The 21,477-nt window shown below is 59.9% G+C and carries 18 protein-coding genes; 8 read left to right on the top strand and 10 right to left on the bottom strand.

The features are described 5' to 3' along the window. Positions 1-67: 67 nt before the first annotated feature. On the top strand, positions 68-592 hold the full coding sequence (locus tag ACR3EG_RS09265) for a component of SufBCD complex (protein ID WP_480495107.1): 525 nt from the start codon (positions 68-70) through the stop codon (positions 590-592). 21 nt (positions 593-613) lie between these two features. Further along, on the top strand, positions 614-4,072 hold the full coding sequence (gene mfd / locus ACR3EG_RS09270) for a transcription-repair coupling factor (protein WP_480495109.1): 3,459 nt from the start codon (positions 614-616) through the stop codon (positions 4,070-4,072). A 136-nt stretch (positions 4,073-4,208) separates the two neighbouring features. On the opposite strand, the gene ACR3EG_RS09275 is transcribed toward mfd, so the two are convergent. From ACR3EG_RS09275 to ACR3EG_RS09290, 4 genes are all read right to left on the bottom strand, one after another. Further along, positions 4,209-5,867, bottom strand: coding sequence for a tetratricopeptide repeat protein (locus tag ACR3EG_RS09275; protein WP_480495111.1), 1,659 nt, complete (start codon positions 5,865-5,867; stop codon positions 4,209-4,211). Between the two features lie 56 nt (positions 5,868-5,923). Further along, positions 5,924-7,132, bottom strand: a complete 1,209-nt coding sequence (locus ACR3EG_RS09280) for a multidrug effflux MFS transporter (protein WP_480495113.1) — start codon at positions 7,130-7,132, stop codon at positions 5,924-5,926. A 75-nt stretch (positions 7,133-7,207) separates the two neighbouring features. Beyond that, positions 7,208-7,867 (bottom strand): DsbA family oxidoreductase, encoded by a 660-nt coding sequence (locus ACR3EG_RS09285; protein ID WP_480495115.1) that lies wholly within the window; start codon positions 7,865-7,867, stop codon positions 7,208-7,210. Next, positions 7,864-9,381 carry a class I adenylate-forming enzyme family protein gene (locus ACR3EG_RS09290; protein ID WP_480495117.1) on the bottom strand — a complete coding sequence of 506 codons (1,518 nt, stop codon included), beginning with the start codon at positions 9,379-9,381 and terminating at the stop codon, positions 7,864-7,866. Before ACR3EG_RS09290 ends, ACR3EG_RS09285 begins: the two co-directional genes overlap by 4 nt. 65 nt (positions 9,382-9,446) lie before the next feature. Here ACR3EG_RS09290 and ACR3EG_RS09295 point away from each other — a divergent pair, with 65 nt between their 5' ends. Then, positions 9,447-10,070 (top strand): helix-turn-helix domain-containing protein, encoded by a 624-nt coding sequence (locus ACR3EG_RS09295; RefSeq protein ID WP_170354328.1) that lies wholly within the window; start codon positions 9,447-9,449, stop codon positions 10,068-10,070. Here ACR3EG_RS09295 and ACR3EG_RS09300 read toward each other — a convergent pair. Further along, positions 10,059-10,295: a hypothetical protein gene (locus ACR3EG_RS09300; RefSeq protein WP_170354327.1), complete on the bottom strand. Its 237-nt coding sequence runs from the start codon at positions 10,293-10,295 to the stop codon at positions 10,059-10,061. The genes ACR3EG_RS09295 and ACR3EG_RS09300 overlap by 12 nt on opposite strands. 468 nt (positions 10,296-10,763) lie before the next feature. Then, positions 10,764-12,578 (bottom strand): extracellular solute-binding protein, encoded by a 1,815-nt coding sequence (locus tag ACR3EG_RS09305; RefSeq protein WP_480495120.1) that lies wholly within the window; start codon positions 12,576-12,578, stop codon positions 10,764-10,766. 292 nt (positions 12,579-12,870) lie between these two features. Between ACR3EG_RS09305 and ACR3EG_RS09310 the strand changes: the two genes are divergently transcribed. Both ACR3EG_RS09310 and ACR3EG_RS09315 read left to right on the top strand, forming a co-directional pair. Next, positions 12,871-13,644 (top strand): 3-hydroxybutyrate dehydrogenase, encoded by a 774-nt coding sequence (locus ACR3EG_RS09310; protein WP_480495122.1) that lies wholly within the window; start codon positions 12,871-12,873, stop codon positions 13,642-13,644. 15 nt (positions 13,645-13,659) lie between these two features. Further along, positions 13,660-14,685: a patatin-like phospholipase family protein gene (locus ACR3EG_RS09315; protein ID WP_480495124.1), complete on the top strand. Its 1,026-nt coding sequence runs from the start codon at positions 13,660-13,662 to the stop codon at positions 14,683-14,685. Here ACR3EG_RS09315 and ACR3EG_RS09320 read toward each other — a convergent pair whose 3' ends face one another. From ACR3EG_RS09320 to ACR3EG_RS09335, 4 genes are all read right to left on the bottom strand, one after another. Beyond that, positions 14,686-15,363 (bottom strand): DUF502 domain-containing protein, encoded by a 678-nt coding sequence (locus ACR3EG_RS09320; RefSeq protein ID WP_480495126.1) that lies wholly within the window; start codon positions 15,361-15,363, stop codon positions 14,686-14,688. A 77-nt stretch (positions 15,364-15,440) separates the two neighbouring features. Further along, complete coding sequence (locus ACR3EG_RS09325; RefSeq protein WP_480495128.1) at positions 15,441-16,346, bottom strand: pseudouridine-5'-phosphate glycosidase; 906 nt, start codon at positions 16,344-16,346, stop codon at positions 15,441-15,443. Beyond that, a complete protein-coding gene (locus tag ACR3EG_RS09330; protein WP_480495130.1) occupies positions 16,343-17,236 on the bottom strand; it encodes a PfkB family carbohydrate kinase in 894 nt (297 codons plus the stop codon). The genes ACR3EG_RS09325 and ACR3EG_RS09330 overlap by 4 nt, the downstream gene beginning before the upstream one ends. 45 nt (positions 17,237-17,281) lie before the next feature. Beyond that, positions 17,282-17,899 (bottom strand): thiamine phosphate synthase, encoded by a 618-nt coding sequence (locus ACR3EG_RS09335; protein ID WP_480495132.1) that lies wholly within the window; start codon positions 17,897-17,899, stop codon positions 17,282-17,284. A gap of 153 nt (positions 17,900-18,052) precedes the next feature. Here ACR3EG_RS09335 and ACR3EG_RS09340 point away from each other — a divergent pair, with 153 nt between their 5' ends. From ACR3EG_RS09340 to ACR3EG_RS09350, 3 genes are read left to right on the top strand one after another with little or no spacing between them, the layout of a single operon-like run. After that, positions 18,053-18,796, top strand: coding sequence for an RNA methyltransferase (locus ACR3EG_RS09340; protein ID WP_480495134.1), 744 nt, complete (start codon positions 18,053-18,055; stop codon positions 18,794-18,796). 59 nt (positions 18,797-18,855) lie between these two features. Beyond that, positions 18,856-20,001 (top strand): heme A synthase, encoded by a 1,146-nt coding sequence (ctaA, locus tag ACR3EG_RS09345; RefSeq protein ID WP_480495136.1) that lies wholly within the window; start codon positions 18,856-18,858, stop codon positions 19,999-20,001. A gap of 1 nt (position 20,002) precedes the next feature. Next, positions 20,003-21,472: a carboxypeptidase M32 gene (locus tag ACR3EG_RS09350; RefSeq protein WP_480495138.1), complete on the top strand. Its 1,470-nt coding sequence runs from the start codon at positions 20,003-20,005 to the stop codon at positions 21,470-21,472. Positions 21,473-21,477: the final 5 nt, after the last annotated feature.

Raw genomic sequence — 21,477 nt, forward strand, 5'->3', positions numbered from 1 at the left:
TCAAGGGTAACGATGGACGCGCCGGTGCGAAGAGGGTCCCTGGTGACAGTGAACAAGGGGCCGATGCGTGAACTTATACTCTTCGATCTTTGAAGTCATTGACATGCGCAGCTTTTCCAATCTTTGGTATTGGATCGTGCTGGCGGTGCTTTGGTCTTCGGCTAGCCACTGGGCGATGGGGGTTCCGTTTGATCTCGTTTCGCGCGCCCGTCGCAACGGAGGTCAGGCAGAGCAGGATCTGTTGGATATCGTTCGGATTAACGTTAATCGGCTGATTTACATCGTCGAGGTTTCGGGACTGGTTATTCTGGCGTTTGGCTGTTTCTTTTTCACAGGGCTGGCTACGCTTGGCTTTTACTACGGGATTGAACTTGCACAGGCGGTATTCTTGTTGTTGTTTCCGGTCGGTTTGGTCATGCTAATCAACATCTCGGCGGCTCGTAAGTTGCAGCAAACCGAGGTTGGTCTTGAACCGGTTGCCAAAATACTGACCCGGTGCAGGATTTATACGCAGATTGTCGGAATGATTTCGATCTTGTTCACCTCGCTCTGGGGTATGTATCAGAACTTTTCGATTGGCGTTCTGGGATAGAGAATTCGGAAAGGCAGGGCGATGAAGGCTCCGAACCATGTCACGGTTGGCGGCGCGCCCGAAGGGTTTGACGCGCAGCTTGTCCTGAATGAGATCACCCGCTCGGGCGGACCGGTATGCCATGTGGCGCGTGATGACAAACGGCTTGAAGCGATGCGCGCCGCGTTGGCGTTCTTTGCGCCCGATATGCCGGTCTTTGTATTTCCGGGCTGGGATTGTCTGCCCTATGACCGCGTCTCGCCCAATGCCGATATCGCTGCCGCCCGCGTGGCAACGCTGGCCGCCTTGGTGCATCAGATGCCCGATCGGTTTGTGCTGCTGACCACGCTGAATGCAGCGACCCAGCGCGTGCCCGCGCGCGAGGTTCTGCGCGAGGCTGCATTTACTGCCCGCGTCGATCACCGCGTGGATGAGGCCGCGCTGCGCAATTTCCTTGTCCGCATGGGTTTCACCCAAAGCCCCACAGTGATGGAGCCGGGCGACTATGCCATTCGCGGCGGCATCATCGACATCTTCCCTCCGGGCGAGTCCGGCCCCGTGCGTCTGGACCTGTTCGGGGACGTTCTGGACGGCGCGCGCCGGTTCGATCCCGTCTCGCAGCGCACCACCGAAAAGCTGGACGTAGTAGAACTGGCCCCGGTCTCCGAGGTCATTCTGGATGAGGCCGCCATCACGCGTTTCCGCCAGAACTATCGCATCGAGTTCGGCGCGGCGGGCACCGATGATCCTCTGTACGAGGCGGTCAGCGCAGGGCGCAAACATCAGGGCATTGAACACTGGCTGCCCTTCTTCCACGATAAGCTGGAGACGCTGTTCGACTACCTTCCCGAAGCCTCGATCACCGTCGATGATCAGGTCACGCCCGCGCGTTTGGCGCGGTGGGACACGATTGCCGATCAGTATGAAACCCGACGTCTGGCGCTGGAAAACCGATCCCGTATGGACACGGTCTATAAGCCGACCCCGCCGGGTCTGCTCTATCTGGACGATGCCGCGTGGGAGGCTGCTGTCGGCGATCGTCGGGTGATGCAATTCAGCCCTTTACCTCAGGCCAGCGGGCCGGGCGTGATCGACGCTGGCGGGCGGATCGGACGCAACTTTGCACCCGAACGGCAGCAGGAAAGCATCAGCCTGTTTGGGGCTTTGGCCGCGCATATCACGGACAAGATGGCCAAGGGACCGGTGCTGATCGCGTCTTATTCCGAAGGCGCGCGAGAACGCCTGACCGGTTTGATCGAAGACGAAGGTCTGGCCGAGGCGATCCCAGTCACCGACGGCACCCGCGTCGGCAAACGCGGGCTGCATCTGGCCGTCTGGGCGCTGGAGCATGGGTTTGAGACCCCCGATTTGACTGTCATCGCCGAGCAGGACGTGCTGGGCGACCGCCTGATCCGCCAACCCAAGAAACGCCGCAAGGCCGAGAACTTTCTGACCGAGACCCAATCTCTGACGCCCGGCGATCTAGTGGTGCACGTGGATCACGGCATCGGCCGCTATCAGGGGTTGGAGGTCGTCACCGCCGCCGGTGCCGCCCATGAATGTCTGCTGCTGGAATATGCCGAACGGTCCAAGCTGTACCTGCCGGTCGAAAACATCGAGCTGCTGTCGAAATACGGCCATGACGAAGGGTTGCTGGACCGCTTGGGCGGCGGCGCATGGCAGGCTAAAAAAGCCAAGCTGAAAGAGCGCATCCGCGAGATGGCGGACAAGCTGATCCGCATAGCCGCCGAACGTGCGCTGCGCAAAGCGCCGGTGATGGACCCGCCGCCCCACGCGTGGGAGGAGTTCAGCGCGCGCTTTCCTTATCAGGAGACCGACGACCAGTTACGCGCGATTTCCGAGGTGATTGAGGACATGCATTCCGGCGCGCCGATGGATCGCCTGATCTGCGGCGATGTGGGTTTCGGCAAGACCGAAGTCGCCATGCGCGCCGCCTTTGTCGCCGCCATGTCTGGCGTGCAGGTGGCGGTGATTGCGCCGACCACGCTTCTGGCGCGCCAACACGCGGCCTCGTTCAAAGAACGCTTCCGGGGGTTCCCGCTGGAGGTGCGGCAGTTGTCGCGGTTTGTATCTGCGAAAGAAGCGCAACAAACCCGCGATGGCCTGGCGCGTGGCACAGTCGATATCGTGATCGGCACCCACGCACTGCTGGCCAAGGGCATCCGTTTCAACAATCTGGGCCTGCTGATCATCGACGAAGAGCAGCATTTCGGTGTCGGCCACAAAGAGCGCCTGAAACAGTTGCGCAGCGACATCCACGTCCTGACCCTGACCGCCACGCCGATCCCGCGCACTCTGCAACTGTCCCTGACCGGGGTGCGCGACCTGTCGATCATCGGCACGCCGCCCATCGACCGTCTGGCCATCCGCACCTATGTCAGCGAGTTCGACGCGGTCACCATCCGCGAGGCCCTGCTGCGCGAACATTACCGTGGCGGGCAGAGTTTCTATGTGGTCCCGCGCATCTCGGACCTGCCCGAGATCGAAGAGTTCCTGAAAGAGCAACTGCCCGAACTGACTTATGTGGTTGCCCACGGTCAGATGGCGGCGGGGGAACTTGATGACCGCATGAACGCTTTCTACGACGGCAAATACGATGTGCTGCTGGCGACTACGATTGTGGAAAGCGGGTTGGATATCCCCACCGCAAACACGATGGTCGTGCATCGGGCGGATATGTTCGGCCTGTCACAACTCTATCAAATTCGCGGCCGGGTGGGGCGTTCAAAAACCCGCGCCTATGCTTACCTGACCACCAAACCGCGTAAGAAACTGACCGCCACGGCCGAGAAACGCCTGCGCGTACTGGGCTCGCTGGATACGCTGGGGGCCGGGTTCACGCTGGCCTCACAGGATCTGGACCTTCGTGGCGCTGGCAACCTGCTGGGCGAGGAGCAATCGGGTCAGATGCGCGACGTGGGTTATGAACTCTACCAGTCCATGCTGGAAGAGGCGATTGCCAAGATCAAATCCGGCGAGATGGAGGGGCTGTCCGACAGCGACGACCAATGGGCGCCGCAGATCAATCTGGGTGTGCCGGTCCTGATCCCAGAAGACTACGTACCCGATCTGGACGTGCGTCTGGGTCTGTACCGTCGCTTGTCCTCGCTGTCGACCAAAGTTGAGCTAGAGGGCTTTGCGGCGGAATTGATCGACCGGTTCGGCAAGCTGCCCAAAGAGGTGAACACTCTGATGCTGGTCGTCCGCATCAAAGCCATGTGCAAACGCGCAGGTATCGCCAAGCTGGACGGGGGGCCGAAGGGCGCGACCATTCAATTCCACAACGACAAGTTTGCGTCTCCGCAGGGGCTGGTTGAGTTCATTCAAAACCAGCGCGGCATGGCCAAGGTAAAGGACAACAAGATCGTTGTGCGGCGCGACTGGAAGAATGATGGTGACAAGATCAAAGGGGCTTTTGCCATCGCTCGTGATCTGGCCGAGAAAGTCATCGCCCAGAAAAAGAAGGCCAAAGCAGGCTGATGCCGGTGCAGGGGGCGCTGCCCCCGCCGCGCGTGCCGCGCGACTCCCCCGAGGTATTTCGGGCCAGATGAACAAGGGATCCCAGTTTCATCTGGCTAAAAATACCTCCGCCGGAGGCATCGCGCATCAGCGCGATTTAGCTTTGCATCGCGACTTGGGCGCAGAAACATGAGGCTGCGACTGCCCGATCAGCCCGAGCCAAGGCAAGGTCCAACCGTTGTCTGATCTGTTGGATTTCGACCGTTTCGTTCCGCGCCTTGAGGCAATCGTGTAGGCCCTTGAGGCTCCAGACGTTGTCCGGGTGGATCGAGGCGCGGCTGAGTGTGCCGCCAAGGCCAAGGTCTTCGCGATAGACGGCTTCGGCCTCGTTTACGTGGCCTTGTTCGAACAAAAGAGCGCCTAGCGCATGACGGGTGGGTTGCATCCAGCCCCATGGCTCGTCATAGGGCAGGTTGTCGTCCAATTCGACCGAGCGGCGCAGGTGGGCATAGGCCGCGTCGTAGTTTTCCTTTCGGTATTCGATCTCACCCCGCAGCATTTCTCGGGCGATCTCCAGCAGGTCTACAACACGGTTGTTGTGCATCAGACGAGTTTCGGGGACGCGGGATTTGGCTGATAGAAAGAGTTGTTCTTCGGTTTCGGCCTCGGCCACGTCTCCGGTCGCGGCATAGGCAATCGCGCGGGCGTAATGCGTGGTCGCGGTCAGCGTGCGATATAGGTCAGGGTCGGAGGGTAGGTCCAGCGCCTTGGCCTCATCCCATCGACCAAAGCGGATCAGGATATGGGGGGCCATGGACATATAGCTTTCGAAGTAATCGGCCATGGGCGGGCTTTCGATGCGCAGCATGTCTTCGGGTGTGGTGTCCCAAAGGCCCTGATTGGCGCGCAGGGCAGGTTCCATCTGTCCCAGAAACAGCGCGCCGTAGATGACGAAGTGGTAGTCGTGCTGACGGTAGCCTGTATAGATATTGAACGCGCCTTCGCGCTCGTAATATTTTAGGTCGGCCTCGATGGCCTTTTCGTTCCAATGGACCACGTTGTGATAGTGGCCGCATAGCACGTCGATATGGGTGGGCATGTGCACCAGATGGCCGGCATCGGGGACCAGGGTGCGCAGGACGTCGCCCGCTTTCAGGGCTTTTTCAGGGGTCGGCGACATCTCCATCAGATGCACATAGAGATGCAGCAGACCTGGATGCGACATAGCAGCGGGACCATGTGCCATGGCGTCTTCCAGCGCCGCTTGCGCCTCGACTGTGGCGGCACCTTTGGCGGGATGGCCGGTTTTCAAGTCCCACATTTGCCAGGGGGTCAGGTTCAGAAGCGCCTCGACATAGATCGTTCGCAGGTCCAGATGATCGGGCTGTGCGGCAAAGGCTTGGCGCATGGCGTCGGCGAAGTTGTGGTCCCAGACATGCATGTCGGGGATCGGATCGCGCCGAGGATATCGCGCGGGCAGGGCGTGGATCAGGGCCTGCTCGACTGGTGACCCACTGTCTGCCAAAGCAACCGCCTGCTGGGTCGCGTCATAGGCCAGCGCCAGCGCCTTTTTCTGCCCTCGATCATCGCGCAAATCCCAAGGCAGGTTGTAATTTGGCCCTGCCGCATAAGCGATCCCCCAATATGCCATCGCACAGTCGGGGTCGGCATCGGCAGCCTTTTGAAAGCAAACGACCGCTTCGTCATGGTTATAGCCATAGGTCCAGTTTAATCCTCGGTCGAACCACAGCTGTGCCTCGGGCGAGGTGGTGGTGACCGGGCAGGAATACGTGCCCAAATCGTAATAATCGCTCATCGGCTTCTCCCCTCGGGTTGGGAGAAGCCTAGCGCGATTTAAAAATCTTGCACAGATCAGGCAGGCAGTCGGTTTTCGATCCGCCCCATATGCAACATCAGGACGAAACCCAGTGTGCTCATGGTCAGAATGCCAGCGCCCAGCGGCAGAATGGACCCATCGAACAGCAACCCGATCGAACCGGCAATGACCGCAGCCAGAACGGTTGAGACCGCGCCGATGACCGAGGCCGCCATGCCAGCGATGTGGCCCATCGGCTCCATCGCGATGGCGTTGAGGTTACCCATGGTCATTCCGGCCATGAAGAACACCGCCGTTTGCCAACTGACGAACAGCGCGAAGGAGAGGTTGGCCGACAGGTCGAATGAATTCAGCAGCAGTACAGATGAAGTAAACAGGATCTGACCGCCCAATACCCAGGTCACAATGCGCCGCATTCCCAACCGTACCACCAGCGCCGCATTCAACAGGCTGGCCGAGCCGGACATCAGCGCGACGAAACCAAACCAAAACGGGAAGCTATGGGCGCTGTCGTGGATCTCGCCATAGACCTGCTGGACCATTGTCAGCATCGTGAACAGCATTCCAAGGCACAGGGTCTGAACCAAAATCGACACGCGGACCGAGGGATGGGCAAACATCTGACGCGCCGCATCCAGCATCAGCGGAAAGCGCAGGGGGCGGCGGTTCTCGGGTGTCAGAGACTCGGGAAGGCGCAGGCCCATCCAGACGATGGTGATCAGCGAAAATAGCATGAAACATACGAAAATGCCGCGCCATCCCGTCAAAGCGATGACACCTGCGCCCATCATCGGAGCAATCGCAGGGACCAGAGTAAAGATCATCATAGCGATAGAGACGATGCGCGCCATTTCACGCCCGGAATAGAGGTCGCGGATGATGGCCATCGCAACCACGCGCGGGGCGGAACAACCCATTCCCTGGAAAATGCGGGCGATGAGTAACATCTCAAGCGATGAGCTGGCCCAAGCCACCGCCGCAGACACAATGTAAAGCGCCGAGCCCACATAGATTACGGGTTTGCGGCCAAACGCGTCTGACAACGGGCCAGTGAAGAATGTGCCGATACCCATCCCCAACACAAACGAGGTCAGGATCAGTTGCGCCTTGTTGATGTCATCAGGGCTGAATTGCGCGCCGATATCAGGCAGCGCAGGCAGGATCGAGTCGATGGAAAAGGCGATCGTCGCAAACATCATTGCGACAAGCGCGACAAACTCTCCGCGTGACATACGATGCGCCATTGGGCCCTCCTGATCTGTTCGCGCTATCACGCGCAGTCAGGGGGCGCCAGCCATGTCGATGCACAGGGGGCTGTGCTAATTTGCAGAGGAAGCCTCAAGTTGAGACATGATGTCAGCGATTACACGTTCCCACATCTCGGGCGGTTGCGCACCGGGAACCGCATGCTGGTTGGCCACGATAAAGGTGGGGACCGAGTTCACTCCCATCTGACGTGAGTGGCTGTCGCGGTTGCTGATATCTTCCCGGTCCGCGTCTGACTTGAGCAATTTCAGAACGACAGCGGCGTCCATGCCGATTGTATCTGCGATATCGGCCAGAACCTCATGGTCGCCAATGTCACGGGTCTGCACGAAATAGGCATCAAACAGGGCGTCCACGGCCTGGGTCTGTTTGCCTTCGATCCCGGCCCAGTGAATTAGGCGATGTGCGTCCAGCGTGTTGGGGGTGCGCTTCATCCCTTCAAAGTCGATTTTCAGACCTGCGTTTTCGGCGTGTTCCACCACCGGCGCATAAGCGCGCACCGCGCCCTCTTTGCCACCGAACTTGCGTTCGAGGTATTCGCGGCGGTCCATACCAGCATCGGGCATGTCGGGGTTCAGTTGGAAAGGGTGCCACTCGATAACGAACGGATGATCAGGGACCGCGGCCAATGCCTTATCCAGATGTGTTTTGCCGATGTAACACCACGGGCAGATCGGATCGGACATGATATCAAGCTTGACGGTCTGGGTCATGGTTGGCTCGCCTTGAAATAGGCCGGAAGCGCCCGGCGCAGGAGTTTTCCGTTGCCGCCAGTCGGAAGCTCGGGCAGGTGGATGAAAGCGCGGGGTTGTTTGTACCGCGCCAGGTTGGCCTCCACATAGGTGCGCAGGACCGTCTCGTCCAGCTTTTCCGGCCCGGTGTAGAAGGCTGCTATCAGGAACGTGTCCTGTTTGACCTCGACTGCGGCAGCGCCGACCTGTGTGATGCCGGGAAGCTGCGACAACACGGCTTCAACCTCGACAGGTGACACGCGATAGCCGCCCGCGTTCATCATGTCGTCATCGCGCCCGAGATAGGTGATCTGACCGTCTATGGCCATGGCGCCCTGATCGCCGGTCAGAAACCAGTCACCCTGCATCCGGGCCTGTGCCTCGTCCGGGGCGTTCAGATAGGTCAGCATCAAACCCGGATCATCGCGGTGAATGGCGATGGTGCCTTCCTGACCCTGCGGGACCGGACCATCCGGGCCCAGGATCGCCACACGGCGACCGGGTTGCGGTTGTCCCAGCGCCTCACCCCGTGCCGGATGGTTGGGGCTGGACGAGATGAAGGTCGAGCATTCAGACATTCCGTAGGCTTCGAACAGCTCAGTCCCTGTGGCGCGCAGCCAATGCTGGTGCAGAGTTGGCGACAGCTTTTCGCCTGCGCATAAGCCGTGGCGCAGTTCGGGCAAATGCAAAGTGCCAGTCGATGAGACAATTTTGCGAAATACGCCCGGCGCGGCTGCAAAGATCGAGACCCTGTGGTCGCGTATCACATTTGGCAGTGAGGTAAGCGCGGTGCCGGGGTCGGGGATCAACGCGGTCGCTCCGATGGTCCAGGGGTCCATTAGCCCCGTGCCCAAGGTGTAGGTCCAGTTAAATGCGCCCGCATGACACAGTCGGTCATCCTCGCGCAGCCCATACCAGCCGTCGACCATCATTTGTCGCGCCCAGATCGCACGATGTGCATGCGCCACGGCACGCGGTTTACCGGAAGTACCAGACGTATAGACCGCATAGGCCAAACGCTCGGGGTCACCCATCTGGAACGCGGCGGGCGGTAGGTTCCGCATCGCGGCAAGGTCTGGCAGGGTGATCTGCATCGGGTGATCCGGGCATGCGACCGAGGGGTCTCGGAGCACGGCGGTGGGGTTCAGATCTTGAATGATCTTCGCCGTCTCGGGCGCAGTCAGCTGCGACGACGTAGGAACGGGTACAATCCCAACTGCGATTGCTCCTAGATAGGCGATGGGGAAATCAACAGTATTTCCAAGGCGCATCAACGCGATATCGCCGGGGTGCAACCCGGCCTGAAGCAGCCCGGCGCCTGTTCCCAGAATAGCCTGTTTGAGCGCGGCATAGGTCCAGTCCTGAGGATCATCTCCGCCGATGACGGACAAGGCCGTCTTTTCCGCCAGACGATCTGCATGACGCAACACATGGGCCGCCAGATTGAAAGGCGCGGGACAGGGCGGGGGAGGGCCTTGATCAAACACAGACAGCATGGGCCTTGGCTAACGTGACGACTGCCGCGTTGCAAGCGGGACAGCCTGCCCCTATAGAAAGACGCATGAGCAAAGAAGACCAGACATCGCTGATCCGCATCGCGCGCGAAACCGGAGAACACACGGAACTAGAGCCGCTGGACCTGGGTGCCCGTGTGCGCGAATTACGCAAGGCGCGCAGCTGGACGCTGGAACAGGCGGCCACGCAGGCGGGGCTGGCGCGCTCGACGCTTAGCAAGATCGAGAACGGGCAAATGTCCCCTACCTATGACGCGCTGAAAAAACTGGCCGTCGGGTTGGAGATTTCAGTGCCTCAGCTGTTCACGCCTCCGCAGCGCGAACAGGTGATCGGGCGGATGTCAGTCACGCGGATGGGCGAGGGCGCGGCACACCCGACCACCACCTATGAGCATGAATTGCTGGCCGAAACGCTGACAAAGAAGCAGATGCTCCCTTACCGCGCCCGCGTTCGTGCCCGGTCAATGGATGAATTCGACGGCTGGGTGCGTCATGACGGTGAAGAATTTCTGTATGTGCTGACTGGGGTCGTGCGGCTGTATACGGAATTCTATGAACCGGTCGAAATGCGCCGTGGCGACAGCGCTTATTACGACGGCAGCATGGGGCACAACGTCGTATCTGTCAGTGATGAGGACGCGATGATCCTTTGGGTGACGTCACTTGCCTAGCCCGCGGCTGAACTCGCGGTTCAGTCCTTCGGTGAACAGGAAGTCTTCCAGCTCTTCCCGAGCTTCATTCACGGTCAGGTGGTGGCGCTTGGCCAGATAGGCTTCAAATCCCTTGCGATCTTTGCTGAGTTGCGTCTTGTCCTGTTCGCGCAGGTTCGGAAAACGCCGTTTTGCCCGCGCGTACATCGCATCCCAGTCTTGCGTCAGGTCAGTCCAGTTCAACATCTGTTCGCATCCCGTTTTTCAGGTTCCATCGCTGCCCGGCCCTCCAATAGGTTACGAAGGGGGGGCTGCGCGGGTCGCATGACAAAATGTCGCACCCTTAAGGTGCTTTGGGCGCAATACAAAAAAGCCCGTTGCAGGCAAACCGCAACGGGCCGACGGACCGGTGTTTGGAGTGAGTGGAGGCTGGTCCGTGATTGTTGTGCGCCGCGCGGCAGGTGGAAGGTTATGGTATTAAAAACAAATGAATATTATGGCCGCGAGAAGCGTGTCTCTGTCAAAAGGCTACAACGCAAAGATGTATTTCGTAAAGGTATTTCTACGGTTCTTGTGAATTTGATGAAATTCAAAGGTGTAAGCAGCTTATGGTGGGTGAGTATCTGCAACATACATCATGTGGGGAATGTTGCAGATTGTGCTGATTTCCGCCGAGGGCCTTTTCTGACCTTCAGGTGCCAGAGTTGAAAGCCGCTAGGGCTCGTACCACCAAACCTGAGGCATGTACTCCGGCCCGTCGCCGTAGATTGGCAGGACCTCTGGCTGCTTCAACTCTTTGGCATGCGCGATACGCCCGACATCGAAGTTCCAGATTGGAATGACATAACGACCAGCGGTCAGAACCCGATCCAACGCCCGTGTGGCGGCCACGAAGTCCTCGCGACTTTCTGATGCCAGCATAGCGTCGATCAACCCGTCGACAGCAGGTGACGCCACGCCCATCAGGTTGCGTGTTCCTTGAGAGTCGGCATTGTCGCTACCCCAGTACAAGCGTTGTTCATTGCCGGGCGACAACGACAGCGCTCGGCGGAAGAAGGTCATGTCGAAATCCAGATCGCCAGTTCGTCCAGTGAACTGAGCGCTGTCGACTTGTTCGATGTTGACCTGAATCCCAAGGCGTTCCAGTGCGCGGGAATAGATTTCGATTGCGGTCTCACCCTCGCTGTCGCCTTGTTGCAAGAGGACGTTAAGTGTGAATGGCTTACCTTCCGCGTTGCGCAGCATTCCATTTTGAATGGTCCACCCAGCTTCGGCAAGCAATTGGGATGCTTTGCGGATATTGGCCCTGTTGCGCGCGGATCCGTCGCCTTCGGGCAGAGAATACCCTTCAAGGGTGCCTGGCAGCAAATCCTCCTCGAATTGCAGCAAAAGCTCCTCAACCCGCCCCGTCGCCGCGCCGGGTTGCATGGCCAATTCCGAGCCTGAGAAATACGAAGTGATCCTTGGTTGGGCGCCGCCAGTGATTGTGTCGTTGATGAACTCGAAGTTGAACGCCAGCATCAATGCCTCGCGTACACGCCAATCGTCAAACGGCGCCTTGCGTGTATTTATCACAAACCCTGTCATTCCTGAGGGCTTGCCGTGGGGTATCTCGGTCTTGATGACATCTCCACGCTGAATTGCCGGGAATGTATATTGCGTGTCCCACTTGTCCGCGTTGAACTCACGAACGGCCGTCAGTTCTCCGGCCTTGAAGGCTTCGAACAGGACAGTCCCGTCGCCATAGAACTCAATCCGTATTTCATCCAAGTTCATCGTGCCGCGGCGGAAGGGAATATCTGCCCCCCAGTAATCTGGATTGCGACGCAGGTTCACGTAGCGGCCAGCCTCATAGCTGTCGACCAAATACGGTCCGGTACCTAGGGGAATGTCTTGCAACGGGGCATTCGCGAAATCCTTTCCCTCCCACTGCGCTTTTTGAAGGATAGGTCTCAGACCGGCGATCAGGGCCAATTCGCGATCGGGTTCATTGAAGGTGATCCTGACAGAGCGGGGGTAGGTCTGTTCGATACTGTCTATTTTGTCCCACAACCCGCGATAGCGCAGGTGACCTTCAGTTCCCAATATCTCATACGACCAGATGACATCGTCGATCGTGACCGATGTTCCATCCGAGAAGCGAGCGTCTTCGCGCAGCGTAAATTCGACCCAAGAGCGGTCCGGCGCAGTGTCGACTGATTCGGCTAACAACCCGTAAAGAGTGAAAGGTTCGTCCCAAGATCGCCCCATAAGGCTTTCATGGGTCCAAAATCGCAATTGCCACGGGGGGGTCCCTTTTTGCACAAACGGGTTCAAACTGTTATAGCCGCCCGTATTTCCGAAAACGACTTTACCGCCTTTTGGCGCGTCTGGATTTGCATAGGGCAAAGACACAAAATCCGGTGGTAGTGCCGGGTCGCCGTACATAGCTATGCCATGGGCCGATTCTGCATTGCCTGACGCAGCGGCAAAAACAATAGTGATTCCCGTGATCACAAAGCGAACGGGGCGGAGAAAATCGGGGCTCATTTTGGAAACAATCCTGCTCTGGCCTTATTTTGTTGGGATTTATCGTACCGATGATTTTTCTTATTATCAAACTTTTAGCTTGGACGAAGGCGTGGAATTGCTTATAAAGGATGCACTGCTCGATAGGTTTCTTGCCTGTATGAAACCTGCCTCAATAACTTAACGCCCGCTTCGTGCGGGCGTTTTTTTTGGGCGGTATGCATGTCTGAAACTAGGCTTCGATGTTTCCCGTTCCCTTTGCAGGTGCAGCATGGCACTGTGCGTCCAAAGTGATTTGCAAGGGAGAGGCGGCATGAGCCTGACGGGAAAAACGGCGATTATCACGGGGTCGAATTCTGGTATCGGACTTGGCGTCGCGCGCGAGCTGGCCAAGGCCGGGGCGAAAGTGGTTTTGAACTCGTTCACCGACAGGGATGAAGACCATGCCCTAGCCGAAGAGATTTCAAATGAGACCGGTACAAAGGCGCGATACATTAAAGCTGACATGTCCAAAGGTGATGAGTGCCGCGCCCTGATCGAGCAGGCCGGGGCCTGCGATATTCTGGTCAACAATGCCGGCATTCAGCACGTCGCGCCGATTGATCAGTTCCCGGTCGACAAGTGGGACGCGATCATCGCGATCAACATGAACTCGGCCTTTCATACAACTGCTGCGGCGCTGCCGGTGATGCGGCAGGCCGGGTGGGGGCGTGTGGTCAATATCGCCTCGGCTCATGGCCTGACGGCCTCGCCTTTCAAAGCGGCCTATGTGGCGGCCAAGCATGGGGTTGTGGGTATGACCAAGACGGTTGCCTTGGAGACGGCGCAGGAGCCGATCACCTGCAACGCTGTCTGTCCGGGCTATGTGCTGACGCCTCTGGTCGAGGCGCAAATCCCTGATACGATGAAGGAATACAACATGAGCCGTGAGGACGTCATCAAAAACGTCATGTTGCAGCGCCAGCCATCCAAAGAGTTTGCGACGGTTGAACAGCTTGGCGGAACGGTGCAATTCCTATGCTCGGACGCGGCGGCGCAGATCACGGGGACGACGATTTCTGTGGATGGCGGCTGGACCGCGCTCTGAGTCAGGAGTTTTTCGGTGAAACGCATCAATCTGGCTTTGCAAGGCGGTGGCGCGCACGGGGCGTTTACCTGGGGCGTGTTGGATCGGATTCTGGATGAAGAGGATATCGAGGTTGCGGCGATCACCGGAACCTCGGCCGGGGCGTTGAACGGGGCGGCATTCAAGTCTGGCATGGTGCGTGATGGACGCGACGGGGCGCGTGCCAACCTGAACGGATTGTGGGAGCGGATGGGCGCCGTGGGAGACATGCGGTTGGCCAACTGGATGCAAGCGATTGAACCCGCTCAGGTCGCGCAGGCGATGGAATATTCGCTGCCCTTTTCCGTGGGCGATGCGTGGTCGCGGCTGGTTTCGCCTTATGCCTATGGCCCGTTCTACCGCAATCCGCTGGAGCCGGTGGTCGACCGGTTCAATTTCGATCAGGTCTGTGCGGATGACGGCCCGCAGCTACACGTGTGCGCCACCTGCGTGCGCAGCGGCAAGATTCGTGTTTTTACCGGGGATGAGATTTCAACCGACGCGATTTTGGCCTCGGCCTGTTTGCCGACGCTGTTTCAGGCGGTTGAAATCTTTGATCCCAAATCGGGCCGGACCGAAGCCTATTGGGACGGGGGATACACCGGCAACCCGGCGCTGTATCCTTTGTTCAATAAAGACCTGCCAGATGACGTCGTTATCGTGAATATCAACCCGCTGGAGCGTGACGAGGTGCCGAAGACCCCGCAGCAAATCCAGAACCGGGTGAATGAGATCAGCTTCAACTCATCCCTGTTCCGCGAGTTGCGCGCGATCAGTTTTGTGCAGCGCCTGCTGGCCGAGGGCAAGCTGCAGGCCGGTGAGATGAGCCGCGTTCTGGTTCATATGATTGCCGATGACGATCTGATGAACGATCTGTCGGTGGCGACCAAAACAGTGCCGAACCCGGTGATCCTGCACAAACTGAAAGAGGCGGGCCGCAAGGCCGCGGATCGTTTTCTCGCCGATCACAAGGATGATCTGGGTCAGAAAAGCACCGTCAATCTGCCCGAAATGTTCAGCTGATTATTCCGGCGGCTGGGTCGGATCTTTGTCGTTGGGGTAAACCAGCCCGGCCGAGATCACCAGCTTGGCGGCATCCTCGATGGACATGTCCAGCAGGATCACGTCCTCTTCGGGGAAGAACAGCAAAAACCCCGAGGTCGGGTTGGGCGTAGTGGGAACAAAGATGCTCAGCAGGTTGCCACCGGTCTCGGCGCGGTCGCTGACCTCGCCCCGGGCGGTGGTCGACACAAAGCCAATCGCCCAGATGCCCCGGCGGGGATATTGGATCAGGCAGGCTTTCTCGAAAGAGCGTTCGGTCTGGGCAAAGACCGTTTCCGAGATTTGCTTGATGCCCGAATAGACCGACCGCACCACAGGCATCCGGTTCACAAGGCTTTCGGCGAAATGGATCAGCGAGCGGCCCAGAATGCCCTTGGCGATCCAGCCGACCAGCACCGTGAAGATCAGGAAGATCACCACGCCCACACCGCGCAGGTTGATGCCCACATATTCGGAGGGCTGGAATTTCTGCGGGATCAGCGGCAAGACCGCGCTGTCGATCCAGCCCACGACGGACCAGATCAGCCAGATGGTCAGCCAAACCGGTGCAATGACAACGATGCCCGTCAGGAATGACGCGCGCAGCCGGGAAAACAGGCCCGGTCGGCGGTGAGGTTCTTCGTCAAAGGGCGTGTTCATTTCGGTCCTGATTGGGCGGTCCTGAGTGATTTGCCGAATTAGTTAAGCAGTCCGGGGCCTTGGTACAATAGCTTTGCTCACTCGGACAGGGCGCGTGCGATTCCGGCGGCCAATTTTGCGTTATTTCTGACCAATGCAATGTTCGCGGTCAGCGAACGCCCCTCGGTTTGTTCATAGATGCGCTGCAACAAGTAAGGGGTGACGCCTTTGCCTGTGATCCGATGCGCGTCGGCGTCCGCTTGGGCCGAGGCGATGATGGGGGCCAGTTCCTGCGCCGGGATTTGGTCTTCGGCGGGGATCGGGTTGGCTACGAGTTGCCCGCCGGGCAGCCCAAGGGCGCGGCGGGTGGCGTGTGCGTTGGCGATATCCGCGGGGTCGTCCATGCGCAGCGGCGCAGCATAAGGCGATTGCGCCGACCAGAAGGCGGGGAATGCGTCCTGTCCATAAGCTATGACGGGCACGCCCAACGTCTCTAGCACTTCCAGCGTTTTGGCTAGATCTAGGATCGCCTTGGCCCCGGCGGCCACAACCGTCACCGGGGTTTGCGCCAGTTCGTGAAGGTCCGCTGAAATATCGAATGAGGTTTCAGCCCCTTGATGCACGCCGCCGATCCCGCCGGTGGCAAAGACCTGAATTCCCGCGTAATGCGCAGCGATCATTGTCGCGGCGACGGTGGTGGCCCCGGTGCCGCCGGTAGAGATACAGGCCGCCATATCAGCGCGCGAGATTTTGGCGACACCCTGCGCCTGACCAAGCGCTTTGAGTTGATCCGCTTCCAGCCCCACGTTCAGCACGCCGTCGATGACCGCAATGGTTGCCGGAACCGCACCCGCATCGCGGATGTCCTGTTCGACCTGCGCCGCGACCTCGATGTTCTGAGGGTAGGGCATGCCGTGGGTGATGATGGTGCTTTCCAGCGCAACTATGGGCTGGCCTGCGTCTTTGGCGGCGCGGACCTCGGCCGAGTAGTGGATGTCGATCACAGTGGGGTTTCTCCGGAAACGTAAGTGGCAGCGGCGTTCAGGGCGCGGGTCAGGGCTGCGTCGGGGGCGGCCCCGGCGGCCTCGGACGCGATATGCGCCGCCATGAAAGTGTCGCCCGCGCCGGTCACGCGGGTGACCAGAACGGACGGGGGTGTTTGGGTCAGGATGTCATCTGCGGTGCCGATGGTGGCCGAGTTGCCGCCATCCGTGACAAGCACCCTCAGCGCCCCGCGGTCCAGCAGGCCCTTGGCGGCGGATTCGGAATCGGTGAATTCGCGCTGACAGAGGATGCCCGCTTCTTCGAGGTTCACATAAAGCGTCGCGCGGGCGTGTTTGAGGAAGGGCAACAGGCGCTCGGCCTTCCCGGGTGAGGCCGGCGCCACGCGCAGATCGGCCTTGGCAAAGGCCGGGCTTTGGGCGATTTCTTCCAGCAGGGTCAGCGTCAGGTTGCCGTCCAGCGCAATCGGGCCGTCAAACGGCGTGTCCGTGGATCCCAGCGGTCCTTGCATCAGCGGGCGCAGGATTTTGGCCCCTGCGGCCTCTAGCGAATGGGCATCCGCAATGGCGGCGATCAGCCCGTTGGCCCCTTCGACCGCCATATAGCGGTCGGTCGGCAAATCCTGCGAGCGGTAGATATGGTCCGTGACCATGCCCAACCGGGCGCAGGCGTTGACAAGCTCATCTCCTTCGGCATCGCGTCCAATGGCAGTCAGCAGGGTGGGCGTCATGCCGAACCGCACCAGCGTCATGGCGATGTTCATGGCCACACCGCCGGGCAGGCGGGTGATCCGCCCCGGCACGTCCGAGCCCTGCCGCATGGCGCTGGCCGAACGTCCGATCACGTCCCACAGGACCGAACCGATACACAGGATTTCGCTAGTCTGAGTCATGCCCGTGTCATGCCGCAGCACCCGCGCGGGTGCAAGGGTTAACGCTCACATCGCGTCGGTCAGGGCCTTCAGCGCAGCGACCGGATCATCCTGCGACCAGATCTCATCGCCGATGCCAAAGAAATCGGTATGCAGCGACAGCGCGCGGATCAGGTCGGGGGTCAGGCCACCTTCGGCCACAACCGGCACCTCGATCATCTCGGACCACCACTGGAACAGGTCTTTTTCTGCGATTGTGCCGTCGCCCAAGGTCGATGTGCCCACCGGGCCAAATGCCACGTAATCCGCGCCATGCTCGCCTGCCGTCATGCCATCATGGCTGGAGGCCGCGCAAAAGCTGCCGACGATGGCATCTGCGCCCAGTTCCTTCCGCGCCGCGCGGACCGAACGCACGCCGTCGTCCAGATGCACCCCGTCCAGCCCCAGCCGCTGCGCAAGCAGAACATGGTTCGAGATCACGATCGCCACATCACGCGCATGAGCGACCTCGCGGCAGGCATCGGCGGCGCGGGCGATGGTGTCTTCGTCATTGCCAGCCAGAGCCAGCCGGATACAGGCGATCTCCGTGCTGTCCAGCACGCGGCCCAACTGCTCGGGGAAGGTACTCAGGGTGATCGTGGGCGGGGTGATCAGGTAAATCTGCGGCTGCTCGGGGGTGTCCATTGGCGCGTCCTTCGCTTTCAGTCTTTGGCGCGGTTTAGCGGATTGCGCCGGGGAAGCAAACTTTTATGCCGGATATTGGCGCAATTGGCCGCCCGGACGGCTTGCCCTGCGCCAAAGCGCCGATTACAGCAGGCGGAACTTTCGGAGACAGCCATGCCCAGCGACAAATCCCAGCCTTCCTTTGTGCTCGTGCGCCCTCAGATGGGCGAAAATATCGGTGCTGCCGCGCGGGCGATGTGGAATTTCGGGCTGGACCGGATGCGGATTGTTGCGCCGCGTGATGGCTGGCCGAACCCCAAGGCCGTTGCCATGTCCAGCGGGGCGGGGCGCTTGTTGGACGAGGCGCAGCTTTTTGACGATCTGGCCGGGTCGTTGGCTGACAGCACCTTTGTCTTTGCCACCACGGCACGTCAGCGCGGGTTGACCAAGCCAGTCTACAGCCCCGAACGCGCCATGCAGATGGCCGCCGAAAAGGTCGCGGCGGGCGAAAGGGTTGCCGTGCTGTTCGGCCCCGAGCGCGCGGGGCTTGAGAATGAAGATATCGCCAAAGCCAATGCCATCATCTCGGTCCCGGTGAACCCCGAATATGCCTCGCTTAACCTCGGGCAATGTGTGCTGCTGACTGCCTATGAGTGGATGCGCCAAAGCGCCGATGTGGTGCATGAGGCCACCGATCTGGGCAAGGGTGACTGGGCCACGGGGATCGAGGTCGAAAAGCTGGTCGAACATTATGAAGACCGGCTGGAGGAGGCGGGGTTCTTCTACCCGCCCGAAAAGGCCGAAGGGATGAAGACCAACCTGCGCAACCTGTGGTCTCGGATGCGAATGACGCGGGCGGATGTGCAGATGTTGCACGGGATCATGCGGCAGATGGTCCGCTGGAAGGACAAGGGCTAAGGCTGGACCTATCTTCCGCTTCACCCTAGCGTGCGACGAAACAAGGACATGAGGACAGCATGAGCGGCAAGCGCAGCATCTTCGAAGAGGTCTCGGGCGACCAGAAACAAGAGGCGGTTCAGCCCGGTATGATCGACCGTGGCCGTGGCGGCGCGCGCAAGGCGATCCGGGCGTGGCTGATGATGCTGTTCGCGCTGGTTGTGATCATGATCGCCGTGGGCGGCCTGACGCGTCTGACCGATAGCGGCTTGTCGATTACTGAGTGGCGTCCGATCACCGGTGCCATCCCGCCGATGTCCGAGGCCGACTGGCAGGCCGAATTCGACAAGTACAAGGAAATCGACCAGTGGCGTATCCAGAACCAGTGGATGGAGCTGAATGATTTCAAATTCATCTACTGGTGGGAATGGGGCCATCGCCAGTTGGGGCGCGTGATTGGTTTGGTCTGGGCCATCGGGTTCTTTGGTTTCTTGGCCGCGCGGAAAATCCCTACCGGCTGGACGGGCAAGCTGCTGATCCCCGGCGTGCTGGGCGGAGTTCAGGGCGCCGTTGGCTGGTGGATGGTCGCCTCGGGCGTGACGCAGGGCGAGGGGATGACTGCCGTTGCCAGCTATCGCCTGACCACCCATCTGGGGTTGGCTTTTGTGATCCTCGGGTTCCTGGCGTGGTACATCTTTGAGCTGGGTCGCGAGGAGCGTCACCTGATGCAGGCCCGCCGCGCGAAAGAGGCGAAACTGTTCTCGCTCTCGACCGGCCTGATGCATTTCGCTTTCTTGCAAATCCTGATTGGCGCACTGGTCGCCGGGATCGACGCAGGGCGGTCCTACACCGACTGGCCTTTGATCGGCGGGCAGCTTTTGCCGCCCGATGCTTTGATGCTGGAGCCGATGTGGCGCAACTTTTTCGAAAGCCCCGGTCTGGTGCAGTTTATTCACCGCTGTGCGGGCTATCTGCTGCTGATCTTCGGCGTCATCGTCTGGCGGCGCGGCGGCACCAGCGCGCATCCGCAAACACGGTTTGCCTTCAACGCGGCCTTTGCAGCGCTGGCCCTGCAAGTGGTGATTGGGATTGTGACCGTGGTTTATGCCGCGCCGTGGCAGATCGCTATCTTCCATCAGTTCATGGCCGTGGTCGTCTGGACCCTGATCCTGCGCGCGCGTTTCCTGACCGCTTACCCAATCGCAACCTCGATCCGCGGAGCGTGACATGACCGCCTTTGACGACCTGATGGCCTTTCAACGGGAAACCTCGGCGCTGGGGCAGATTGCCGGGCGGCTGGGCTGGGATCAGGAAACGGTGATGCCGCGCGGAGCTGCACCGCAACGGGCCGAAGAAATGGCTGCGATCGAAGCTGTCCTACACGCTCGACGCTCTGACCCGCGCGTGGCCGAGTGGCTTGATCAGGCCGACCCGCAGGATGAAGCTGGCAAGGCGCAGATCCGAGAAATCCAGCGGTCCTATGAGCGCACGGTCAAAGTTCCCGCTGACTTGGCCAAGGCGATTGCGCGTGTCACATCCGCGGCGCAAGGCACATGGGCGCAGGCCCGTGCGGACGAGGACGTGGCGACCTTCCTTCCCGTGCTGCAAGAGGTCGTTGCCCTGAAACGCGAAGAGGGTGCGGCGCTGGCCCAGGGCGGTGATGTCTATGACGCCATGGTTGAGGATTATGAGCCCTACACCACGGGCACTCAAATTGCCGAGATATTCGACCAGATGCGCCCGCGCCTGGTGGCCCTGCGCGCCGCTGTTCTGGATCGCCCCGCGCCGCAAGCCCTGACCGGCTCTTTTGACGAACTGACCCAGATGCGCCTGTCGCAGAAACTGGCGACCACCTTCGGCTATGACCTGAACACCAGCCGCGTGGACAAGGCCGTGCATCCCTTCAGCTCGGGCAGCGGTCTGGACGTGCGCATCACGACCCGCACCAGCGAGACCGATCCGTTCAACTGTTTCTACTCGACCATCCATGAGGTCGGCCACGCCGCCTATGAGCAAGGCATCGACCAAGCCTATGCGCTGACCCCGCTGGGCAGTGGGGTGTCGATGGGTGTGCATGAAAGCCAAAGCCGGATTTATGAAAACCAACTGGGCCGATCCCGCGCCTTTACAGGCTGGCTATTCGATCAGATGACAGCGGCGTTTGGCGATTTCGGGATCAGCGACGCCGACGCATTCTATGCAACCGTCAATGGCGTCCACAACGGCTATATCCGGACCGAAGCCGATGAGGTGCAATATAACCTGCATATCATGCTGCGCTTCGATCTGGAACGCGCCCTGATGGCCGGAGACCTGCAGGTCAGCGATCTGGAGGCCGCGTGGAATGACCGTTTCAAGGCCGATTTCGGCTATGCGGTCGACAAGCCCTCGAACGGGTGTTTGCAGGACGTGCATTGGTCGGTGGGGCTGTTTGGTTATTTCCCGACCTATTCGCTGGGCAATGTCTATGCCGGGTGCCTGTATCAAGCTCTGCGCGTGGCGCTGCCCGATCTGGACGCGCAATTGGCGCAGGGCGACACGTCTGCTGCGACCGGTTGGCTGCGCGAGAACCTGCAGCGCCACGGTGGGCTGTATGCCCCACGCGAAACCATACAACGCGCCAGCGGGATCGAGCCCGAGGCCGGTCCTTTGCTAGACTATCTCGAAGCCAAATTCGGCCAGCTTTACGCGCTGTAACCCTC

Source organism: Ruegeria sp. AM7 (assembly GCF_056535965.1).

Coding starts and splice junctions, on each gene's coding strand:
- mfd (WP_480495109.1), top strand. CDS start 614: ATGAAGGCTCCGAACCATGTCACGGTTGGCGGCGCGCCCGAAGGGTTT.
- ACR3EG_RS09275 (WP_480495111.1), bottom strand. CDS start 5,867: ATGAGCGATTATTACGATTTGGGCACGTATTCCTGCCCGGTCACCACC.
- ACR3EG_RS09280 (WP_480495113.1), bottom strand. CDS start 7,132: ATGGCGCATCGTATGTCACGCGGAGAGTTTGTCGCGCTTGTCGCAATG.
- ACR3EG_RS09285 (WP_480495115.1), bottom strand. CDS start 7,867: ATGACCCAGACCGTCAAGCTTGATATCATGTCCGATCCGATCTGCCCG.
- ACR3EG_RS09290 (WP_480495117.1), bottom strand. CDS start 9,381: ATGCTGTCTGTGTTTGATCAAGGCCCTCCCCCGCCCTGTCCCGCGCCT.
- ACR3EG_RS09295 (WP_170354328.1), top strand. CDS start 9,447: ATGAGCAAAGAAGACCAGACATCGCTGATCCGCATCGCGCGCGAAACC.
- ACR3EG_RS09300 (WP_170354327.1), bottom strand. CDS start 10,295: ATGTTGAACTGGACTGACCTGACGCAAGACTGGGATGCGATGTACGCG.
- ACR3EG_RS09305 (WP_480495120.1), bottom strand. CDS start 12,578: ATGAGCCCCGATTTTCTCCGCCCCGTTCGCTTTGTGATCACGGGAATC.
- ACR3EG_RS09310 (WP_480495122.1), top strand. CDS start 12,871: ATGAGCCTGACGGGAAAAACGGCGATTATCACGGGGTCGAATTCTGGT.
- ACR3EG_RS09320 (WP_480495126.1), bottom strand. CDS start 15,363: ATGAACACGCCCTTTGACGAAGAACCTCACCGCCGACCGGGCCTGTTT.
- ACR3EG_RS09330 (WP_480495130.1), bottom strand. CDS start 17,236: ATGACTCAGACTAGCGAAATCCTGTGTATCGGTTCGGTCCTGTGGGAC.
- ACR3EG_RS09335 (WP_480495132.1), bottom strand. CDS start 17,899: ATGGACACCCCCGAGCAGCCGCAGATTTACCTGATCACCCCGCCCACG.
- ACR3EG_RS09340 (WP_480495134.1), top strand. CDS start 18,053: ATGCCCAGCGACAAATCCCAGCCTTCCTTTGTGCTCGTGCGCCCTCAG.
- ctaA (WP_480495136.1), top strand. CDS start 18,856: ATGAGCGGCAAGCGCAGCATCTTCGAAGAGGTCTCGGGCGACCAGAAA.
- ACR3EG_RS09350 (WP_480495138.1), top strand. CDS start 20,003: ATGACCGCCTTTGACGACCTGATGGCCTTTCAACGGGAAACCTCGGCG.